At 62.0% G+C, this 15,498-nt stretch carries 15 protein-coding genes; 7 read left to right on the top strand and 8 right to left on the bottom strand.

What is annotated here, in order from left to right; genetic code table 11:
• The 5 genes from ABSG20_RS13685 to ABSG20_RS13705 form a co-directional block, all read left to right on the top strand.
• The coding region (locus tag ABSG20_RS13685; RefSeq protein WP_423865038.1) for a TRAP transporter large permease at window positions 1-1,300 on the top strand (1,300 nt) is incomplete at its 5' end.
• 37 nt (window positions 1,301-1,337) lie between these two features.
• The gene (locus ABSG20_RS13690; protein ID WP_423865039.1) at window positions 1,338-2,339 is read left to right on the top strand and encodes a TRAP transporter substrate-binding protein; all 1,002 of its coding nucleotides are present in this window, start codon (window positions 1,338-1,340) and stop codon (window positions 2,337-2,339) included.
• Between the two features lie 61 nt (window positions 2,340-2,400).
• Complete coding sequence (locus ABSG20_RS13695) at window positions 2,401-3,399, top strand: TRAP transporter substrate-binding protein (RefSeq protein WP_423865040.1); 999 nt, start codon at window positions 2,401-2,403, stop codon at window positions 3,397-3,399.
• 90 nt (window positions 3,400-3,489) lie between these two features.
• Complete coding sequence (locus tag ABSG20_RS13700) at window positions 3,490-4,005, top strand: TRAP transporter small permease (RefSeq protein WP_423865041.1); 516 nt, start codon at window positions 3,490-3,492, stop codon at window positions 4,003-4,005.
• Window positions 4,006-4,024: 19 nt separating this feature from the next.
• Window positions 4,025-5,314, top strand: a complete 1,290-nt coding sequence (locus ABSG20_RS13705; RefSeq protein ID WP_423865042.1) for a TRAP transporter large permease — start codon at window positions 4,025-4,027, stop codon at window positions 5,312-5,314.
• A 45-nt stretch (window positions 5,315-5,359) separates the two neighbouring features.
• Here ABSG20_RS13705 and ABSG20_RS13710 read toward each other — a convergent pair whose 3' ends face one another.
• Both ABSG20_RS13710 and ABSG20_RS13715 read right to left on the bottom strand, forming a co-directional pair.
• Complete coding sequence (locus tag ABSG20_RS13710; RefSeq protein ID WP_423865043.1) at window positions 5,360-5,617, bottom strand: hypothetical protein; 258 nt, start codon at window positions 5,615-5,617, stop codon at window positions 5,360-5,362.
• Window positions 5,618-5,947: 330 nt separating this feature from the next.
• The gene (locus ABSG20_RS13715; RefSeq protein WP_423865044.1) at window positions 5,948-6,694 is read right to left on the bottom strand and encodes a Crp/Fnr family transcriptional regulator; all 747 of its coding nucleotides are present in this window, start codon (window positions 6,692-6,694) and stop codon (window positions 5,948-5,950) included.
• A gap of 289 nt (window positions 6,695-6,983) precedes the next feature.
• Between ABSG20_RS13715 and ABSG20_RS13720 the strand changes: the two genes are divergently transcribed.
• The gene (locus ABSG20_RS13720; protein ID WP_423865045.1) at window positions 6,984-7,250 is read left to right on the top strand and encodes a hypothetical protein; all 267 of its coding nucleotides are present in this window, start codon (window positions 6,984-6,986) and stop codon (window positions 7,248-7,250) included.
• 64 nt (window positions 7,251-7,314) lie between these two features.
• Window positions 7,315-8,247 (top strand): LysR substrate-binding domain-containing protein, encoded by a 933-nt coding sequence (locus ABSG20_RS13725; protein ID WP_423865046.1) that lies wholly within the window; start codon window positions 7,315-7,317, stop codon window positions 8,245-8,247.
• 49 nt (window positions 8,248-8,296) lie between these two features.
• Here the strand turns inward: ABSG20_RS13725 and ABSG20_RS13730 are convergent, their stop codons facing one another.
• The 6 genes from ABSG20_RS13730 to ABSG20_RS13755 are packed head-to-tail and all read right to left on the bottom strand — an operon-like array spanning window position 8,297 to window position 15,472.
• The gene (locus tag ABSG20_RS13730; RefSeq protein WP_423865047.1) at window positions 8,297-9,763 is read right to left on the bottom strand and encodes an amidase; all 1,467 of its coding nucleotides are present in this window, start codon (window positions 9,761-9,763) and stop codon (window positions 8,297-8,299) included.
• The gene (locus tag ABSG20_RS13735; RefSeq protein ID WP_423865048.1) at window positions 9,760-10,566 is read right to left on the bottom strand and encodes an FAD binding domain-containing protein; all 807 of its coding nucleotides are present in this window, start codon (window positions 10,564-10,566) and stop codon (window positions 9,760-9,762) included. The genes ABSG20_RS13730 and ABSG20_RS13735 overlap by 4 nt, the downstream gene beginning before the upstream one ends.
• Window positions 10,567-10,575: 9 nt before the next feature.
• Window positions 10,576-12,966: a xanthine dehydrogenase family protein molybdopterin-binding subunit gene (locus tag ABSG20_RS13740; protein WP_423865049.1), complete on the bottom strand. Its 2,391-nt coding sequence runs from the start codon at window positions 12,964-12,966 to the stop codon at window positions 10,576-10,578.
• 2 nt (window positions 12,967-12,968) lie between these two features.
• On the bottom strand, window positions 12,969-13,451 hold the full coding sequence (locus ABSG20_RS13745; protein ID WP_423865051.1) for a (2Fe-2S)-binding protein: 483 nt from the start codon (window positions 13,449-13,451) through the stop codon (window positions 12,969-12,971).
• A 40-nt stretch (window positions 13,452-13,491) separates the two neighbouring features.
• Window positions 13,492-14,595, bottom strand: coding sequence for an ABC transporter ATP-binding protein (locus ABSG20_RS13750; RefSeq protein WP_423865050.1), 1,104 nt, complete (start codon window positions 14,593-14,595; stop codon window positions 13,492-13,494).
• A gap of 16 nt (window positions 14,596-14,611) precedes the next feature.
• Entirely contained in the window at window positions 14,612-15,472 is an 861-nt protein-coding gene (locus ABSG20_RS13755; protein WP_423865052.1) for an ABC transporter permease, read from the bottom strand.
• Window positions 15,473-15,498 lie beyond the last annotated feature (26 nt).

A 15,498-nucleotide genomic window follows, 5' to 3' on the forward strand; every position in this document is an offset into this window, starting at 1 on the left:
CTTGCTGGGAGAGGACGCCGCCATCGTCGCGGCGCTCGGCCTGTTCTTCATCGCGATCCTGGCCGGCGTTCCCGTCGGCTTCGTCTTGCTGTTGTCGACCGCGACCTATCTGTGGGGAACCGGAACGGCCTCGCTGGTGGTGCTGCCGCAAACCATGGTCAACGGCACCGGCAACTTCATTCTACTGGCAGTACCGTTCTTCATTCTCGCAGGGCTGGTGATGGAGCGCGGCGGGATCAGCATCCGGCTGGTGCGCTTCATCTACGCTCTGGTCGGCCATATGCGGGGCGGCCTGCTTCAGGTCACGGTCGTCAGCATGTACGTCGTCTCAGGCTTGTCCGGCTCGAAGCCCGCCGATGTGGCGGCGGTCGGCACCGTGATGCGCGATGAACTCGGCGAGCGTCATGGCACAGCCGAGGGCGCAGCCGTCCTGGCTGCTTCCGCCGTGATGGGTGAAACAGTTCCTCCCTCCATTGCCATGCTGATCGTGGGCTCCATCACCAGTGTTTCCGTCGGCGCCATGTTCATCGCCGGCCTGGTGCCCGCGGCGCTGATGGCGCTGTGCCTAATGGCCCTGATCTACCTGCGCGCCCGCGCCGCCGGGGCGCCGCGGACGCCGCGCGCCAGCGCCGGCGTCATTGCCCGCGCGGGCCTTACCGCCATTCTGCCGCTCTTGATGCCGGGAACGCTACTGGCGGGCATCCTGCTCGGAATTGCCACCCCCACCGAGATTGCGGCCGGTGCCGTCCTTTACGGCCTTGTGCTGTCGTCCGTGGTCTACCGCGAAATGACCGTGCAGGGGTTTATCCGCATTGCGATCGATACCGCGGCCCTCACCGGCGTTCTGCTCTTCATCTTTGCGGCGGCATCGAGTTTCTCCTGGACCTTGACGGTGGCCTATCTCCCGCAGCGGCTGGTGGCGTTGTTACAGTCGGCCGGCGACAGCCAGGCGATCTTTATGATCTGCTCGATCGTTCTTCTCATTCTGGTCGGGGTGCTGCTCGAAGGATTGCCCTCCCTCAACGTGCTTGCGCCGCTGTTGATTCCGATCGCGGGCAAACTGGGCCTGAGCGAACTGCACTACGCCCTGGTCCTGATCATCGCCATGGGCATCGGAGGCTTCATGCCGTTCGCGGGCGTGGGGTTCTACGTCTGCTGCGCCGTCATGCGCTGCAACATCGAGACCGCGTCGCGCGCGATGCTGCCTTACCTCGTCATGCTGGTAGCTGGGCTACTGATGGTGGCCTTCGTGCCGTGGTTGACGCTGCTACTGCCCCACTATTTCGGCTTTCGAGGGTAGTGGCGCGATGATGCTCAAGGAAAACCGGAGGATACAAATGAATCGCAGGCATTTCCTGAAAACCGGCGCGGGGCTGGCCGGCTTGACGATAGCGGCGCCCACCCTCGCCCGCGCGGCGGCCATGACGATGCGCTTTGCGCATTTCGCGGAAGAGGGCCATCCGGCGAATATCGCCGCAAAGCAGTTTGCGAGCCGCATCGAAGCGCGTACCGACGGCGCGATCCGAGTAGCGATCTTTCCGAACAACCAGCTCGGTGGTCCGCCCGAACAGGCGCAGCAGATCAAGCTCGGCACCATCGATATGGGACTGCCGACCCAGGGCCAGCTCGACAAATACGACAAGGCGTTCGCCACCATCGAGCTTCCATTCATTTTCAACGGGCCAGAGGAGGCTTTCCCGATCCTTGACGGCCCGGCAATGGAGTGGCTTTCCCCGCTCGCGGAACGGCAGGGCTTCATCCTGCTGCGCAATTGGGAATACGGCTTTCGCAATGTCACCAACAGCGTACGTCCGATCAACACGCCCGATGACATCAAGGGTTTGAAGATACGCACGCCGCCCGAGCTGCAGATCCAGGCCTCAATGGAGGCGCTCGGCGCGGTCGTGCAGGCCATCGCCTTTCCGGAGCTCTATCTCGCGCTGTCCCAGAAGGTGGTCGATGGCGAAGAGAACCCCGTCGCGGTGATCTATTTCAACAAGATCTATGAGGTCCAGAAGCACCTGGCGCTGACCCGGCACGTCTACAACAACATGATCCATACCATCGGCGTCAACAGCTGGAAACGGCTGACCGGGGATCAGCAGGCCATCTTCCGGGAAGAGAGCAGGAATTCCGGCGAGTTGATGCGCAAGCTGATGGCCGATTCCGAGTCCGATCAGATCGACAAACTGCAGCGGGCGGGCATGCAGATCACGCGACCCGACCTCGCGCCGTTCCGTGCGAAGATGGAACCGGCGTACAAGCGGATCGCGGATTATGCGGGCGAGGAAAATGTCAGGAAATTCCGTGACATGGTCGACAAGTTTCGCAAAACCTAAGCTATTCCGGCGCATCGCCGGTCGGAGAAATCTTATCACAACACACGCGGGGAGGATGCTCTTGAAACGACGCGACTTCATCAAGCTGGGTGCCGGACTTGGCGCGGCAGCGGCGGGGCTGACGCCACCGTCCGCGCGGGCGCAGGGAAAATCGGTTTTCAAGGCCTCCGACGTGCAGCCTCCGGGCTATCCGACCGTGGTCGCGACCGAGAATCTCGGTAGAAAACTCGCGGCCGCCACCAATGGTCGGCTCTCGGTCCAGATGTATCCGTCGATGCAACTGGGCGGCGAGAAAGAAACCATCGAACAGACGCAGATCGGCGCGATCCAGATGCTGCGCGTCAGCGTGGGGTCGATGGGCCCGATCGTCGACGATATCAACGTCGTCAACATGCCCTTCCTGTTCAGGAACACCGCGCATGCCGAACAGATCATGGACGGGCCGATCGGTCAGGAGCTTTTGGACAAGATCACGGCGAGTCCCAATGCGGGACTGGTCGCATTGGGCTGGATGGATTCCGGCGCGCGCAGCCTTTACAATACCAAAAGACCGATCGAGAGGATCGAAGACATCAAAGGCCTGAAATTCCGCGTCATCGGCAATCCGATCTTCATCGACATGATGAATGCGCTTGGCGGCAATGGCGTCGCGATGGGCTACGACCAGGTCTTCAGCGCGCTGCAGACCGGAGTCATCGACGGCGCGGAGAACAATCCGCCGAGCTATGTCTTCAGTAATCACTATACCGCGGCAAAATACTATTCTCTTACCGAGCACCTGATCATTCCCGAGGTGCTGGTGTTCTCGAAACGCGCCTGGACCTCACTTGGCGGCGAAGATCAGGATCTGCTCAAAAAATTCGCCCGCGAGGCCCAGCTCGAAGAACGCGAGCTCTGGAACAAGTATGAGCAGCTGGCGATGGACAAGGCCAAAGCCGCCGGCTGTCAGATTGTAGAGATCGCCGACAAGGCGCCGTTCCAGCACGCGGTCAAGCCGGTGTGGGACAAATACGGCCCCAAATATCAGGACATGATCGGCCGCATCCAGGCGGTCGGATAGCGCAGCGGCCTGCTGTTTGCGGCGCGTAACTCGAAGCACGCTGCGAGCGGCACGCCTCGCATCTTGTTGGCAATCGGGAAGCATGAGAAAATGGCCGGATCATATCGCCGCGCGATGAATACCCTGTATCTTTTGTGCGTCATCACGGGCTGCACCGCGCTGGTGCTGATTTCGGCTGTTATTCCCTGGGCGGTGTTCACCCGCTATGTGCTCAACAGCGCGGCGTCATGGCCTGAACCGCTCGCGGTGCTGTTGACCATCGTGCTGACCTTCATCGGCGCCGCCGCCGGATATCGGCTCAATCAGCACATGAACGTCTCCTACTTCGCCGACCGGTTGCCGGCCCCATTCCGCCGTCTGCTCGATCTCCTGGTTCAGCTGCTGATGGCGCTGATCGCAGGCTTCATGATCGTCTGGGGCGGCCGGCTTGTCGAAGTCACCTGGTACAACACCATCGCGGATTTTCCATTCCTGTCGGTGGGCGTGACCTATTTGCCGATTCCGGTCGGCGGCGTCTGTCTTTTGCTTTTCGTCATCGAACGGATTTTTCTCGGGGCACCGATGGACCCGCTCGCCCAACACCCGCAAGCCGCACCGTTCGACTGACCCCAAGGAAGAGCCATCGATGGATATCTTTATTCTGCTGGCGACGATGCTGGTCTGCTTTCTGATCGGCATGCCCATAGCCTATTCGCTGGCGCTGGCCGCGATTGCCGGCGCATGGTCTATCGGCATTCCCCTGGAAGCGGTGATGCTGAAAATCTCCGACGGCGTCAGCAAGGTGGCGATGCTGACGATACCGTTCTTCGTGCTGGCGGGCGCCATCATGGCCGAGGGCGGAATGGCGCGCCGGCTGGTGGCGTTTGCTGACGTTCTGGTCGGGTTCACCCGGCTGCGCGGTGGCCTTTCCCTCGTCAACGTGCTGGCCACGACCTTCCTCAGCGGCATTTCCGGCTCCGCCGTCGCCGATACCTCGGCGATCGGCTCGGTGATGATCCCGCAGATGGAAGAAGCCGGGTATCCGCGCGTGTTCGCGACGAATCTGACCATCACCGCCTCGGTTCAGGCCCTGCTGGTGCCTCCGAGCCACAACGCGGTATTGTATTCGCTGGCGACCGGCGGCACGATTTCGATCAGCGCGCTGTTCATGGCCGGCGTGTTTCCCGGCCTGCTGCTCGGTTTCTCGCTGATCATTCTCTGTCTCGTCATCGCCTACCGGGACAAGCATCCGCAAGGCCACACCGCCCAGGCAAAAGACGCGCTCAAGATCACGATAGACGCCGCCTGGGGGATGGTGACGCTCGTCATCATTCTCGGCGGCATTCTCGGCGGCATCTTCACGGCGATCGAAGCCGGCGCCGTCGCCTGCGTCTGGGCCTTCTTCGTGACCATGTTCATCTACCGCGACTATCGCTGGCGCGACCTGCCCGTGCTGTTGCACCGGACCCTGCGCACGGTCGCGATGGTGCTGACGCTGATCGCATGTGCTTCCAGCGTCGGCTACATCATGGCGCTGACGCAGATGCCGGCCAAAATGACGGCATTCTTTCTGTCGATCTCGAGCAATAAATACGTCATCCTGTTTCTGATCAATATTCTGCTCCTGGTGCTCGGCACCCTCGTCGACATGGCGCCATCGATTTTGATCGCGACGCCGATATTGCTGCCGGTGATGCAAAACTTCGGCGTCGATCCGGTTCACTTCGGCATGATCATGCTGTTGAACCTCGGCATCGGGTTATGTCACCCGCCGGTCGGATCGATCCTGTTCGTCGGATGCGCGGTCGGCAAGGTGACGATCGAGCAGGTGATGCGAAAGATCTGGCCGTTCTACGCCGTGATGTTCATGGTGTTGATGCTGGTCACTTATCTGCCGCAGGTGTCGCTGTGGCTGCCGCGGCACGCACTGCGGTGAGCAGCTACTTGCTCACGCGCGTGCCCGGTGCTGCTGTGATGCCTTTCAGTTCGCCTTGACAGTCCTGATAACGCCGGCCGGTTTGGCGAGTTGCGTCGGAGCGGGCTCCGACGTCGAGATGGAACCCGCGAACTCGGCCTGTGCCGCTTCCGCGATCCAGGTTGAAGCGGCCGGCTCTGTCAGAGCCAACGCGACCATCGCGATCGCCAGAAGGGTGGGTAAAGCTAAAACTGCGACATTCCAGTTCCAATTCAGGTGGGCCCGCTTGATGTTTTTGCCTGATCTGTCGAATTTGCCATGCATGGCTGCCTCCACAATGCGAATGTCCCTCCAGCGTGACTTAGCGCAGCGTGCGGTGGCTCACTGTGAGCTGGTTCACATCTTTAAGAAAGCATTCGGAACTGGGTCGGGAACCAACCGCATCGGGTGTGTCCGGCCGCCCCAGAAGCATTTGGGTAACGCGCGCCATGTCACGATCCCAGCGCGCTCGTTAGTGCGATCAGATCGGCATGATCTGTCTATATTTTAATCAGCGCTGAGGAGCATGATCTCAGCGCAAATGCCTCTCGTTTGTGCAAAGGAAGCCGATGCCCCCAGGGTCAAGTCCCAGGGGAGCCGTTTGCAGATCGTGCCCTAAAAATCGCCGTCGTTGGCGGCGCCAGCCTCGATCAGCGCCTGAAGCGGCTCGACCTTCAGCACCACGATGGCCCCGTGTTCGAGCCGCACCCAGTTGCGCGCAGCCCAGGCGCGCAACTGCTTGTTGATGCTCTCGCGGGTCATGCCGACCATCTCGCTGATTTCCTGCTGGGTAATGGCGATCGATCGGCCGCCGGGCGCGAGCTTGTATTTGTCGGTCAAGCGAATCAGCGCGCTGGCGAGCCGGCCCGGCAGATTTTGCAGAATGACTTCCTCGACCTGGTTGCTGGTCCATCGCACCCGTGTGCAAAGCAGCTCGATCAGTTTCATCGCCAGCGCCGGTTGGCTGCGTACAAAGGGAATGAATTCACGACGGTCAATGACGAAAATCTCGCAATTGGTACTGGCAATGGCGTCGGTGGTACGTGCCAGCCCGTCTAGCAGCGCGACTTCCCCGAAAATCTCGCCGGCACCGATCAGATTCAAAATCGCGCTGCGGCCATCGGCAGAGGAGATGCTGATCTTCACCGTGCCGCTGATTACCGCAATCAGGCTGTTGCCAGGATCCCCCTTGGAAAAGATCGTCGCTCCCCGCTTCAGGGTGGAATGTCGGGCATAGCGGCAGAGCTGGTCGAGCGCCTCGGGATCGAGGCCGCAAAACATCGAATGCTTGCGCAGCACGGCCACCAAGCTGCTGGCGGCCGAGCGCGGTACAGCTTTCTGCTCCTGGGGGACGCTGGTCACGACCATTTGATCATTCAGCCCATCATCAACGGAGGGCGCGGGCTGGCTGAGGGCCATGACCTGCGCAACGTCCAGTATAGGCCCGCAATGTGCACACGGCAAGAAAGGCAGGCTAATTTAAGACTGATTTGGTCCGGTTAATTCCCAGAACTCTCTCGAAATGCTCGTGAGGGATGCGAATGATCGTACAACAATTTGGAGTGTGCGTGGCCCGGCCACCCGGCTCCATTCGTTGGCGATCCCCATTTCCTTGATCACGCGGGACTATTTGGCGAGCTGATCGCGCGTCATGACACGCAATTATTCGGGCCCGGCTACCGCGCACGATGAAACGCAGCAGCTCGAGCTGATCTGGGCCAAGGCCGGGGACTCGGCGCCGTCCTCTTCATTCATCGGCAAAGCAAATCTTCAATTGCTTCTGGTGGAGTGGGCTGCCGGTGTCCTGGTTGCGGTTGGTCATGCTCGGATCGCTGCGGATTACGACGACATGATCAATGCGACGGCACCTAAGGAGATCTGGCTCGAAGCAAGGCCTCGGTCCGCAGATGGAGACTGACACATGGTCGCTTCCCAGTGGCACAATAAATGCATGGTTCTTCCGTCTCGGGGATGATTTGGAAATGCCATTGATAAGCCTCGATATTCGCATGCTGCGGTCTTTCGTCTCGGTGGTCCAGAGCGGCAGTATCACCGTTACCGCACGCCAGCTTGGCCGAACCCAGCCCGCCATCACGCTGCAGCTGCAGCGACTGGAAGAACTCACCAACAAGACATTGCTGCGTCACGAAGGCCGCCGCCAACTTCTCACCGACGACGGCGACCTCGTACTGTCTTACGCAAAGTCGATCCTCCGCCTTCACGATGAGATGCTGCAGCGGTTGTCATCGCCGGATGTCGAGGGCACCGTCGTTCTAGGCACGCCGGACCTTTACGCTGCCTTTGTTCTGCCTGCGATCCTGAGCCGCTTTCGCAGGGCATTTCCAAAGGTGCAGGTCGAACTGCGCTGCGAACTGTCGACACCACTGGTTGGACTTGTCCGCCGCGGCGAGATCGATCTTGCGCTGGTTACAAAGATGGAGGGTTTCTCCGGCGGCAAGGTCGTTGGCCAAGAGCAGTTGATCTGGATGGTCGGCACGGATTCCGACGCCCATCGCGCCGATCCGGTGCCGATCGCGGTTCTGCCACCCGGCAACATCTATCGCGAACACGCGATCGACAAGCTGGAGCGCATTGGTCGCAATTGGAAGATCACCTGTGTCAGCGCCAGCGCCGTCGGGCTGCAGGCGGCCGCTGTCGCGGGCATGGCTGTAACAGTGCTGGGTCGCAGCGCGTTGATACCAGGCTTGCGGGAAATCGGCGTCAACGAGGGTTTTCCGCTGTTGCCGCCCATTGACCTCTTGCTTTACCATGCGGCTGGCCGCAACCTCGCTGCCATCGATGCGCTATATAACTATCTTGAGAGCTATCTTGGCTCGGATTCTGGCCGCATTGAATTCGCCGCCGAGACGGCCAGCGCCTCGCTGCGCCAATCGCTCCCTGATGCCGCCGAATAAAACGGCGCTCGATTTACTGCCGCTTACGAAGATGCTGCCTTCGCAGATACTATTGTGCGAAACTTGGCCAATGCCCGGCCCAGGGCCGCACCTGTTCGAACGCAGCGGCGATCCGGAAAATGGTGCTCTCGCCCAGCCACGGCGCGATGATCTGAAAGCCGATCGGCATCCCTTCTGCATCGAAGCCGCAGGGCACGGTCGCGGCGGGCAGCCCGGCAAGATTGATCGGCCAGGAGAACGGCGACCAGCCCAGGTGCTGGTCGACTTGCTGCCCGTCAATCGTGTCGACGCCGATGGTGCCAGCCTCGAATGCCGTGACCGCGACCGTCGGCGTGATCACGGCATCGACATTCTTGAATATCTCGAGGAAGCGGCCGCGCAGCTGGGCCCGCTTGTGAAGCGCCTCGACGTAGTCGATGCCGCGGAATTTCCGGCCCTTCGCAACCACGGACCGAAACTCGCTCTCTGACAGTGCCATGTCCGCCGCCTCGCGATTCATCACCGCCGCGGCCTGCTCGGTGAAGCCGATCGGTTGCAGCACGTCTTCCAGCAACCGCGTCCCCAGCGGGGTCTTGAGTTCGATGATTTCGGCGTCGAGATCCGCCAGCACGTTCGTGACCTCCGTGAAGGCGTTGGCCACCGATGGCGCGACCGCCGCAAAGCCGAAATCGAGGCTGGCGGCAATCCTTAAGCCAGCAAGCGAGCTCTGCAAGGGGCGGAACTGCCGTTTCTCGACCGGCAAACTAACGGCGTCGCGCTGGTCATATTGAGCGACAACTCCGAGCAGCAGTGCAACGTCGGCGACGGTGCGGCCGATCGGACCCGTATGGGCAAGCGAGCCCCACGACGGCGGAAAGAAACTCGGCGAGCGCGGTACCAAGCCGAACGTCGGCTTAAGTCCGAACACGCCACAAAAAGACGCGGGGACACGGATCGAGCCGACGGCATCGGTGCCGATCGCCAGGGGACCGCAGCCAGCCGCTACCGCCGCGGCGGCGCCTCCGCTCGACCCGCCACTGGTGCGGTCAAGGCGCCACGGATTGCGGGTGATACCGGACAGCGGGCTATCGGCCGTCAGCTTGTAGCCGGACTCGCAGGTCGTGGTCTTGCAAGTGAGGACCGCGCCGGCGGACCTGAGCGCCGAGACAACCGCCGAATCCTGATCCGGCACGAACCCGGCCAGCGTCGGCGCACCAGCATAGGCGCCGACTCCGGCAACAAACAGCAGGTCCTTGATGGTGACCGGCACGCCGGTCAGCGCCCCAGCCACCTCGCCCGAGGTCCAGGCCGACGCTGCACGCTCGGCGTCGGTCCGGGCTGCATCGTACATTTCGGTAACCACGATATTGCACAGCGCATCGGTCGCCCGCAGCGCGCCGATCACCTCCTCGATGACGTCCACCGGCGTGAACCGTCCGGAGCGATAACCCGCGATCAGATCGGTGGCGGACAGGCGCGCGAGATCGAACGAGCGCTTTGCAGCGACGATGGGGCCTGAAATAGCTGGCTGCGTCACGACGGTTCGATCATGGCCTGCTCGACAGCCCGACGGGCCATCACGACCACCAGATGGGCGCGATATTCGCTGTCGGCGTGGATGTCGGAGTTGAGTCCCGAGGGCGCAATCGAAATCCGCGCCAGCGCCTGCGGTGAGAAATTCGAAGCCAGTGCATCCTCGATGTCCTGGGATCGAAACACCACCGGCCCGGCGCCCGTAATCGCGACCCGCACCGCGCTGCCGAAGCGCGCCACGAAGGCACCGACCAGCGCGAAACGTGATGCCTGGCTCTTGAACTTGGCATAACCTGCCGCGTCCGGGATCGGAAAGCGCACGGCCAGGATGATCTCATCGCGTTCAAGCGCGGTCTGAAACATCGCCTTAAAGAAGCTCTCCGCCGCGATCTCGCGACGATCGGTGACGATCGTGGCGCCAAGGCCCAGCACGGCTGCCGGGTAGTCCGCTGCCGGGTCGGCATTGGCGATCGATCCGCCGATGGTGCCGCGGTGGCGGACCTGCGGGTCGCCGATCAGGCCGGCCAGCGTGGCAAGCGCGGGAAGTGCGGCCTTGACCGAGGCAGAATTCGCGACCTCGGCATGTGTCGTCATGGCGCCAAGGGCGACGTTGCCGCCACCGATCGTGATGCCGACGAGCCCCGGCAGTGCCGCGAGGTCAACGATTGCCTTTGGCGATGCGAGCCGTTGCTTCATCGTCGGTAACAGCGTCATGCCGCCGGAAAGTAACCGGCTCTCGTCGCTGGCCGCCAATAGCGCGACCGCCTCGGACACTGTGGCCGGCTTGTAATATGAAAACTCCTTCATGGTTCCCTCCTACTCGGCCGCGCGCAGCTGATTGGCGCTGTTGTGAATGATGCGCCAGATCCGGCTTGGCGTTGCCGGCATGTCGACATGATTGACGCCGAGATGCGACAAAGCGTCGACTACGGCGTTGATCACGGTTGCGGGCGATCCGATGGTGCCGACTTCGCCGCAGCCCTTGACGCCGTAGCTCGTATGCGTGCACAGCGTCGACTGGGTCGCAATTTGCATGTTGGGCAGGTTGTCGGCGCGCGGCATGCAATAGTCCATGAATGACGCCGACAGCATCTGGCCGGATGTCTCGTCATAGACGCAGTTCTCGAACAGCGCCTGGCCAACCCCTTGGGCGATACCGCCATGCAACTGCCCTTTGACGATCATCGGGTTGATCACCGTGCCGATGTCGTCCACCGCGACATAGGATACGAGCTCGACCGAGCCGCAATCCGGATCGATCTCGACCTCGGCAATGTGAGCGCCGCCGGGAAAGGTGAAATTCACCGGATCGTAGAACGCCTGTTCTTCCATGCCCGGCTCGAGCACGTCGACCGGGAAGTTGACCAGGCCATAGGCCGCGCCGACCACATCGCCGAACGATTTGGACCGGTCGGTGCCCTGCACGGCGAACGCACCGTTCTCGAACACGATGTCGCGCTCTCCCGCTTCGAGCATGTGGGCGGCGATCTTGGCGCCCTTGGCGATGATCTTGTCGGTAGCCTTGACCAGCGCGGTGCCTCCTACCGCCAGGGATCGCGAGCCATAGGTGCCCAATCCGAACTGGACCTTGTCGGTGTCGCCGAACACGATCTCGATTTTGTCGGTGGGAACGGATAATTTCTCCGACACGATCTGTGCGAAAGTGGTCTCGTGGCCCTGGCCGTGGTTGTGCGTTCCGATCAAGACCGTGATGTCGCCGGTGACGTGGACGCGCACCGTGGCGCTCTCGAAGATGCCGGCGCGGGCGCCGAGCGACTGGACGATGCGCGAAGGCGCCAGGCCGCAGGCCTCCACATAAGTGCAAAGACCGACGCCGCGGAGCTTTCCGCGTGCCTTGGATGCTTCCTTGCGCCCGGCGAAGCCACCCCAGTCGGCGATCTCCAACGCCTTGTCGAGGCAGGCCTTGGGGTCACCGCTGTCGTATTTGAGGATGACCGGTGTCTGATAGGGATATTGCGACGCGTCGATCATGTTCTTGCGCCGGATTTCCGCCTTGTCGATCTTCATCTCGCTGGCCGCGATATCGACGAGACGCTCCAGCAGGAACGTCGCCTCAGGACGGCCGGCACCGCGATAGGCGTCGACCGGTACGGTATTGGTGAACACGCCTTTGACTTCGCAATGGATCGCAGGCGTGGTGTAGACGCCGGCCAGCAGCAAGCCATAGAGGTTGGTCGGAATATTCGGGCCGAAGGTCGACAGATAGCCCCCCATATTGGCGATGGTGCGCACCTTGAGGCCGAGGAACTTGCCGGTTTCGTCCAGCGCCAGTTCAGCTTCGCTGACATGGTCGCGTCCATGGGCATCGGATAGAAATCCCTCGCTGCGTTCGTTGACCCATTTGACCGGCCTGTCCACTTTGCGCGAGGCCCAGGTCGTGATGATCTCCTCGGCGTACAGGAACTGCTTGACGCCGAAGCCGCCGCCGACGTCGGGCGCCACGATGCGCAATTTGTGCTGCGGGATCTTGAGCACGAAGTTGCCCATCAGGACCTTGACCACATGCGGGAATTGGCTGGTGGTCCACATCGTGTAATGATCGCGGCCGGAATCATATTCCGCCACCGCCGCGCGCGGCTCCATTGGGTTGCCGACCAGGCGATTGTTCACCAGACTGATCCGGGCGACATGCGCGGCATTCCGGAACGCCGCTGCCGTCGCCGCGGCGTCGCCGCACTCCCAGTCGAAGCAGGTATTGTTGGGGATGTCGTCGAACACTTTGGCAGCACCTGGGCGGATCGCGTCGAGCACACCGACCACGGCCGGCAGAACGCCGTAATCGACCTCGATCGCTTCCGCGGCCGCGCGGGCCTGTTCGACCGTGTCGGCAATCACGAACGCCACCGCATCGCCGACGCACCGCACCTTGTCGACCGCCATCGCCGAGCGTGGCGGCTCCTTCATCGGGGTGCCATCGACGTTGCTGACGCCCCAGGCGCAGGGCAAGCCGCCGATATGGTCCGCCTCAAGATCCGCGCCGGTAAAGATTGCTTCGACTCCGGGCATAGCCGCAGCCGTCTTGATGTCAACGGCCTTGATGACCGCGTGCGCGTGCGGCGAGCGCAGGAACACGCCCATCGCCATGTTCGGCCGCTTGATGTCGGCGACGTAATTGCCCTTGCCGGTGATGAACCGGCGGTCTTCCTTGCGCAGGATCGAGGCGCCAATACCCGTATGAGCGTTCATGATCAGCCTCCGGCCTTAATCTGCATGGCAGCGGCGCCGGCAAGCACCGCAGCGACGATGTTCTGATAGCCCGTGCAACGGCAGATATTGCCTTCGAGCCAGTGGCGCACGTCGCCTTCCGTGGGATTCGCCGTCTGCCTGGCGAAATCGACCGCGCTCATGATCATCCCGGGCGTGCAGAAGCCGCATTGCAGGCCGTGGTTGAGGTGGAAGGCCTCCTGCATCGGATGCAGGTCGGCACCGGCCGTCCTCGCCAGGCCTTCGATTGATGTAACGGACTTGCCGTCGACGGCGACCGTCAGCAGGGTGCAGCTCTTGAACGAAACCCCGTCGATATGAACGACGCAGGCGCCGCATTGCGAGGTGTCGCAGCCGACATGCGTGCCTGTGAGGTCGAGCGTCTCGCGCAGGAACTCAGATAGCAGCAGAGAAGCCGGAATATCCGCGTTCACTTTCTTGCCGTTGACCAATATTTCGACATTCATGCGCATTCCTCCTGTTACATCTTTCGACCGGCCGGCTTGCTCACGCAAGCATCCGCGTCTTGTCCTTTTCCCATCCCGCCATCACCACGTCTCCAACCGAGAAGGGATCGCGGTAGTAGACCCGGTCCGGCACATAGGCGATCAATTCGTCGCTGCCGATGTTGTCCAGGATGACCTTGACGAAGTTGCCCTGGTATTCGATGGCGCGGACCCGGCTCGGAACCTTGGCGCGCTCGCTGCCGGCGGCGATCTCAGGGCGCGACAGGTCGACATCGTCGCGGCGGATCGCGAAGTTCACACGATCCCCGGCCGACAGGGTCCGCCGCGAGCCCAGCGGCACGACGACATCGCGCATCTCCTGCGCAGTGATGACAGCGCTGTCGCCTTCGATCCGCTCGATCCGACCGCTAAGCACGTTCTGTCCGCCGAGAAACTCGGCCACATAGCGATCACGCGGCTGGTCATAGACCTCGCGGGCCGGTCCTGCCTGCTTGATCTTGCCCTTCTCCATCACCACGACCATGTCGGCGATCGCGATCGCCTCGAGCTGGGTGTGAGTGACGTGGACGAAGGTGATGCCGAGATCGCGCTGCATCCGCCTGAGTTCTTGCCGCATCTGAACCCGAAGCTGTTCATCGAGCGCCGACAATGGCTCATCCAGCAGCAACACCTTCGGGCCGGTGATCGCCGCCCGCGCCAACGCAACGCGCTGCTGCTGACCTCCCGACAGCTGCGCCGGCAGCCGATCGGCCAGTTCCGTCAACCTGACCTTCTCGATCATGGCGTCGGCGGCCTTGCGCCGTTCCGCCGCCGACATGCCGCGCACCCGTAGGGCGAACGCGATGTTGTCGCGGACATTCAGATGCGGAAATAGCGCGTAAGACTGGAACATCATCGCGGTGCGCCGCTCGACCGGCGCCAGACCGACGACCTCTTGACCGCCGATCACGATCTCTCCATGGGTTGGATCCTCATGGCCGGCGATCATGCGCAGGATTGTGGTCTTGCCGCAGCCGGACGGGCCCAGGATGCAGCAATAGGCGCTGTCGACGATCTTGAGATTGACGCCGTCCACGGCCCTGACAGTGCCGTCATAGCTCTTGACGATCCCCGCCAGTTCGATGCTTCCGTTTTCGACAGCCATTTTCGCGTTTGATCCCCTAGTGTGCCGCCGGCCCAGCCGCACGCCGCTTCTGGATGCGCGCGATGGTTCCGAGACAAACGCCGATGATGAGAAACGAGATCAGGGTTGTCACGGTGCCGAGCGCGTAGAGCGACGGCGAGGTGACGTTCAGCGTCATGCTCCAGATCTCCAGGGGGAGAGTGTTGAGCGAGCCCGCGGTAAGCAAAGTACGGGTGAATTCGTCGTAGGACAGCGTGAAGCCGAACAAGGCTACCGCAACCAGGCCCGGCGCCAGAATCGGGACGATGACAAGAACGGTCGTCTGCCATGGACTCGCGCCGAGATCTCGCGCCGCTTCTTCCCAGGCGCTGTCGAACCGCGACATCACCGCGAACATCACCAGAACGCCGAACGGCAGCGTCCAGGACAATTGCGCGCCAAGCGCGGTCGTGTACCAGCTGGTCTCGATGCCAAGCACATTGCAGATCAGGCCGACACCGATGCCGAGGACGAGGCCGGGCGCAACCAGGCTGCCGATCATCAGGTAAAACACCACACTGTCACCGGCGAAGCGCTTGCGGAACGCCAGGCCGGACATGAAAGAGATCACGACCGTGATGAGGGTGACCACTACGGCGAGCCGGATCGAGCGGCTGAATGCGCCCTTGACGTCGCCGGTCCGCACTTGGGTGAAAAGATCAACGAACCAGTGCAGCGACAATCCGCGCATCGGAAACACGAGGCCACCGCGAACATCCTGGAACGACAGAATATAGATGCAGACCATCGGTCCATAGAGTGCGATGACATAAAGGGTGAATAGTGTCGCCAGGACGTAGAATGTCCACGGCCGCCGCCCTGTGCTGGGCGCCAATGCGCGCCCGCGGCGGACCGGCATGGCGTCGGCATCGCTGGCTGCCAGCG

Origin of the sequence: Bradyrhizobium sp., assembly GCF_049512235.1 — a bacterium.
In the GTDB taxonomy this organism is placed as follows: Bacteria; Pseudomonadota; Alphaproteobacteria; order Rhizobiales; family Xanthobacteraceae; genus Bradyrhizobium.

Coding starts and splice junctions, on each gene's coding strand:
- ABSG20_RS13690 (WP_423865039.1), top strand. CDS start 1,338: ATGAATCGCAGGCATTTCCTGAAAACCGGCGCGGGGCTGGCCGGCTTG.
- ABSG20_RS13700 (WP_423865041.1), top strand. CDS start 3,490: ATGGCCGGATCATATCGCCGCGCGATGAATACCCTGTATCTTTTGTGC.
- ABSG20_RS13705 (WP_423865042.1), top strand. CDS start 4,025: ATGGATATCTTTATTCTGCTGGCGACGATGCTGGTCTGCTTTCTGATC.
- ABSG20_RS13710 (WP_423865043.1), bottom strand. CDS start 5,617: ATGCATGGCAAATTCGACAGATCAGGCAAAAACATCAAGCGGGCCCAC.
- ABSG20_RS13720 (WP_423865045.1), top strand. CDS start 6,984: ATGACACGCAATTATTCGGGCCCGGCTACCGCGCACGATGAAACGCAG.
- ABSG20_RS13725 (WP_423865046.1), top strand. CDS start 7,315: ATGCCATTGATAAGCCTCGATATTCGCATGCTGCGGTCTTTCGTCTCG.
- ABSG20_RS13735 (WP_423865048.1), bottom strand. CDS start 10,566: ATGAAGGAGTTTTCATATTACAAGCCGGCCACAGTGTCCGAGGCGGTC.
- ABSG20_RS13740 (WP_423865049.1), bottom strand. CDS start 12,966: ATGAACGCTCATACGGGTATTGGCGCCTCGATCCTGCGCAAGGAAGAC.
- ABSG20_RS13745 (WP_423865051.1), bottom strand. CDS start 13,451: ATGAATGTCGAAATATTGGTCAACGGCAAGAAAGTGAACGCGGATATT.
- ABSG20_RS13750 (WP_423865050.1), bottom strand. CDS start 14,595: ATGGCTGTCGAAAACGGAAGCATCGAACTGGCGGGGATCGTCAAGAGC.
- ABSG20_RS13755 (WP_423865052.1), bottom strand. CDS start 15,472: ATGCCGGTCCGCCGCGGGCGCGCATTGGCGCCCAGCACAGGGCGGCGG.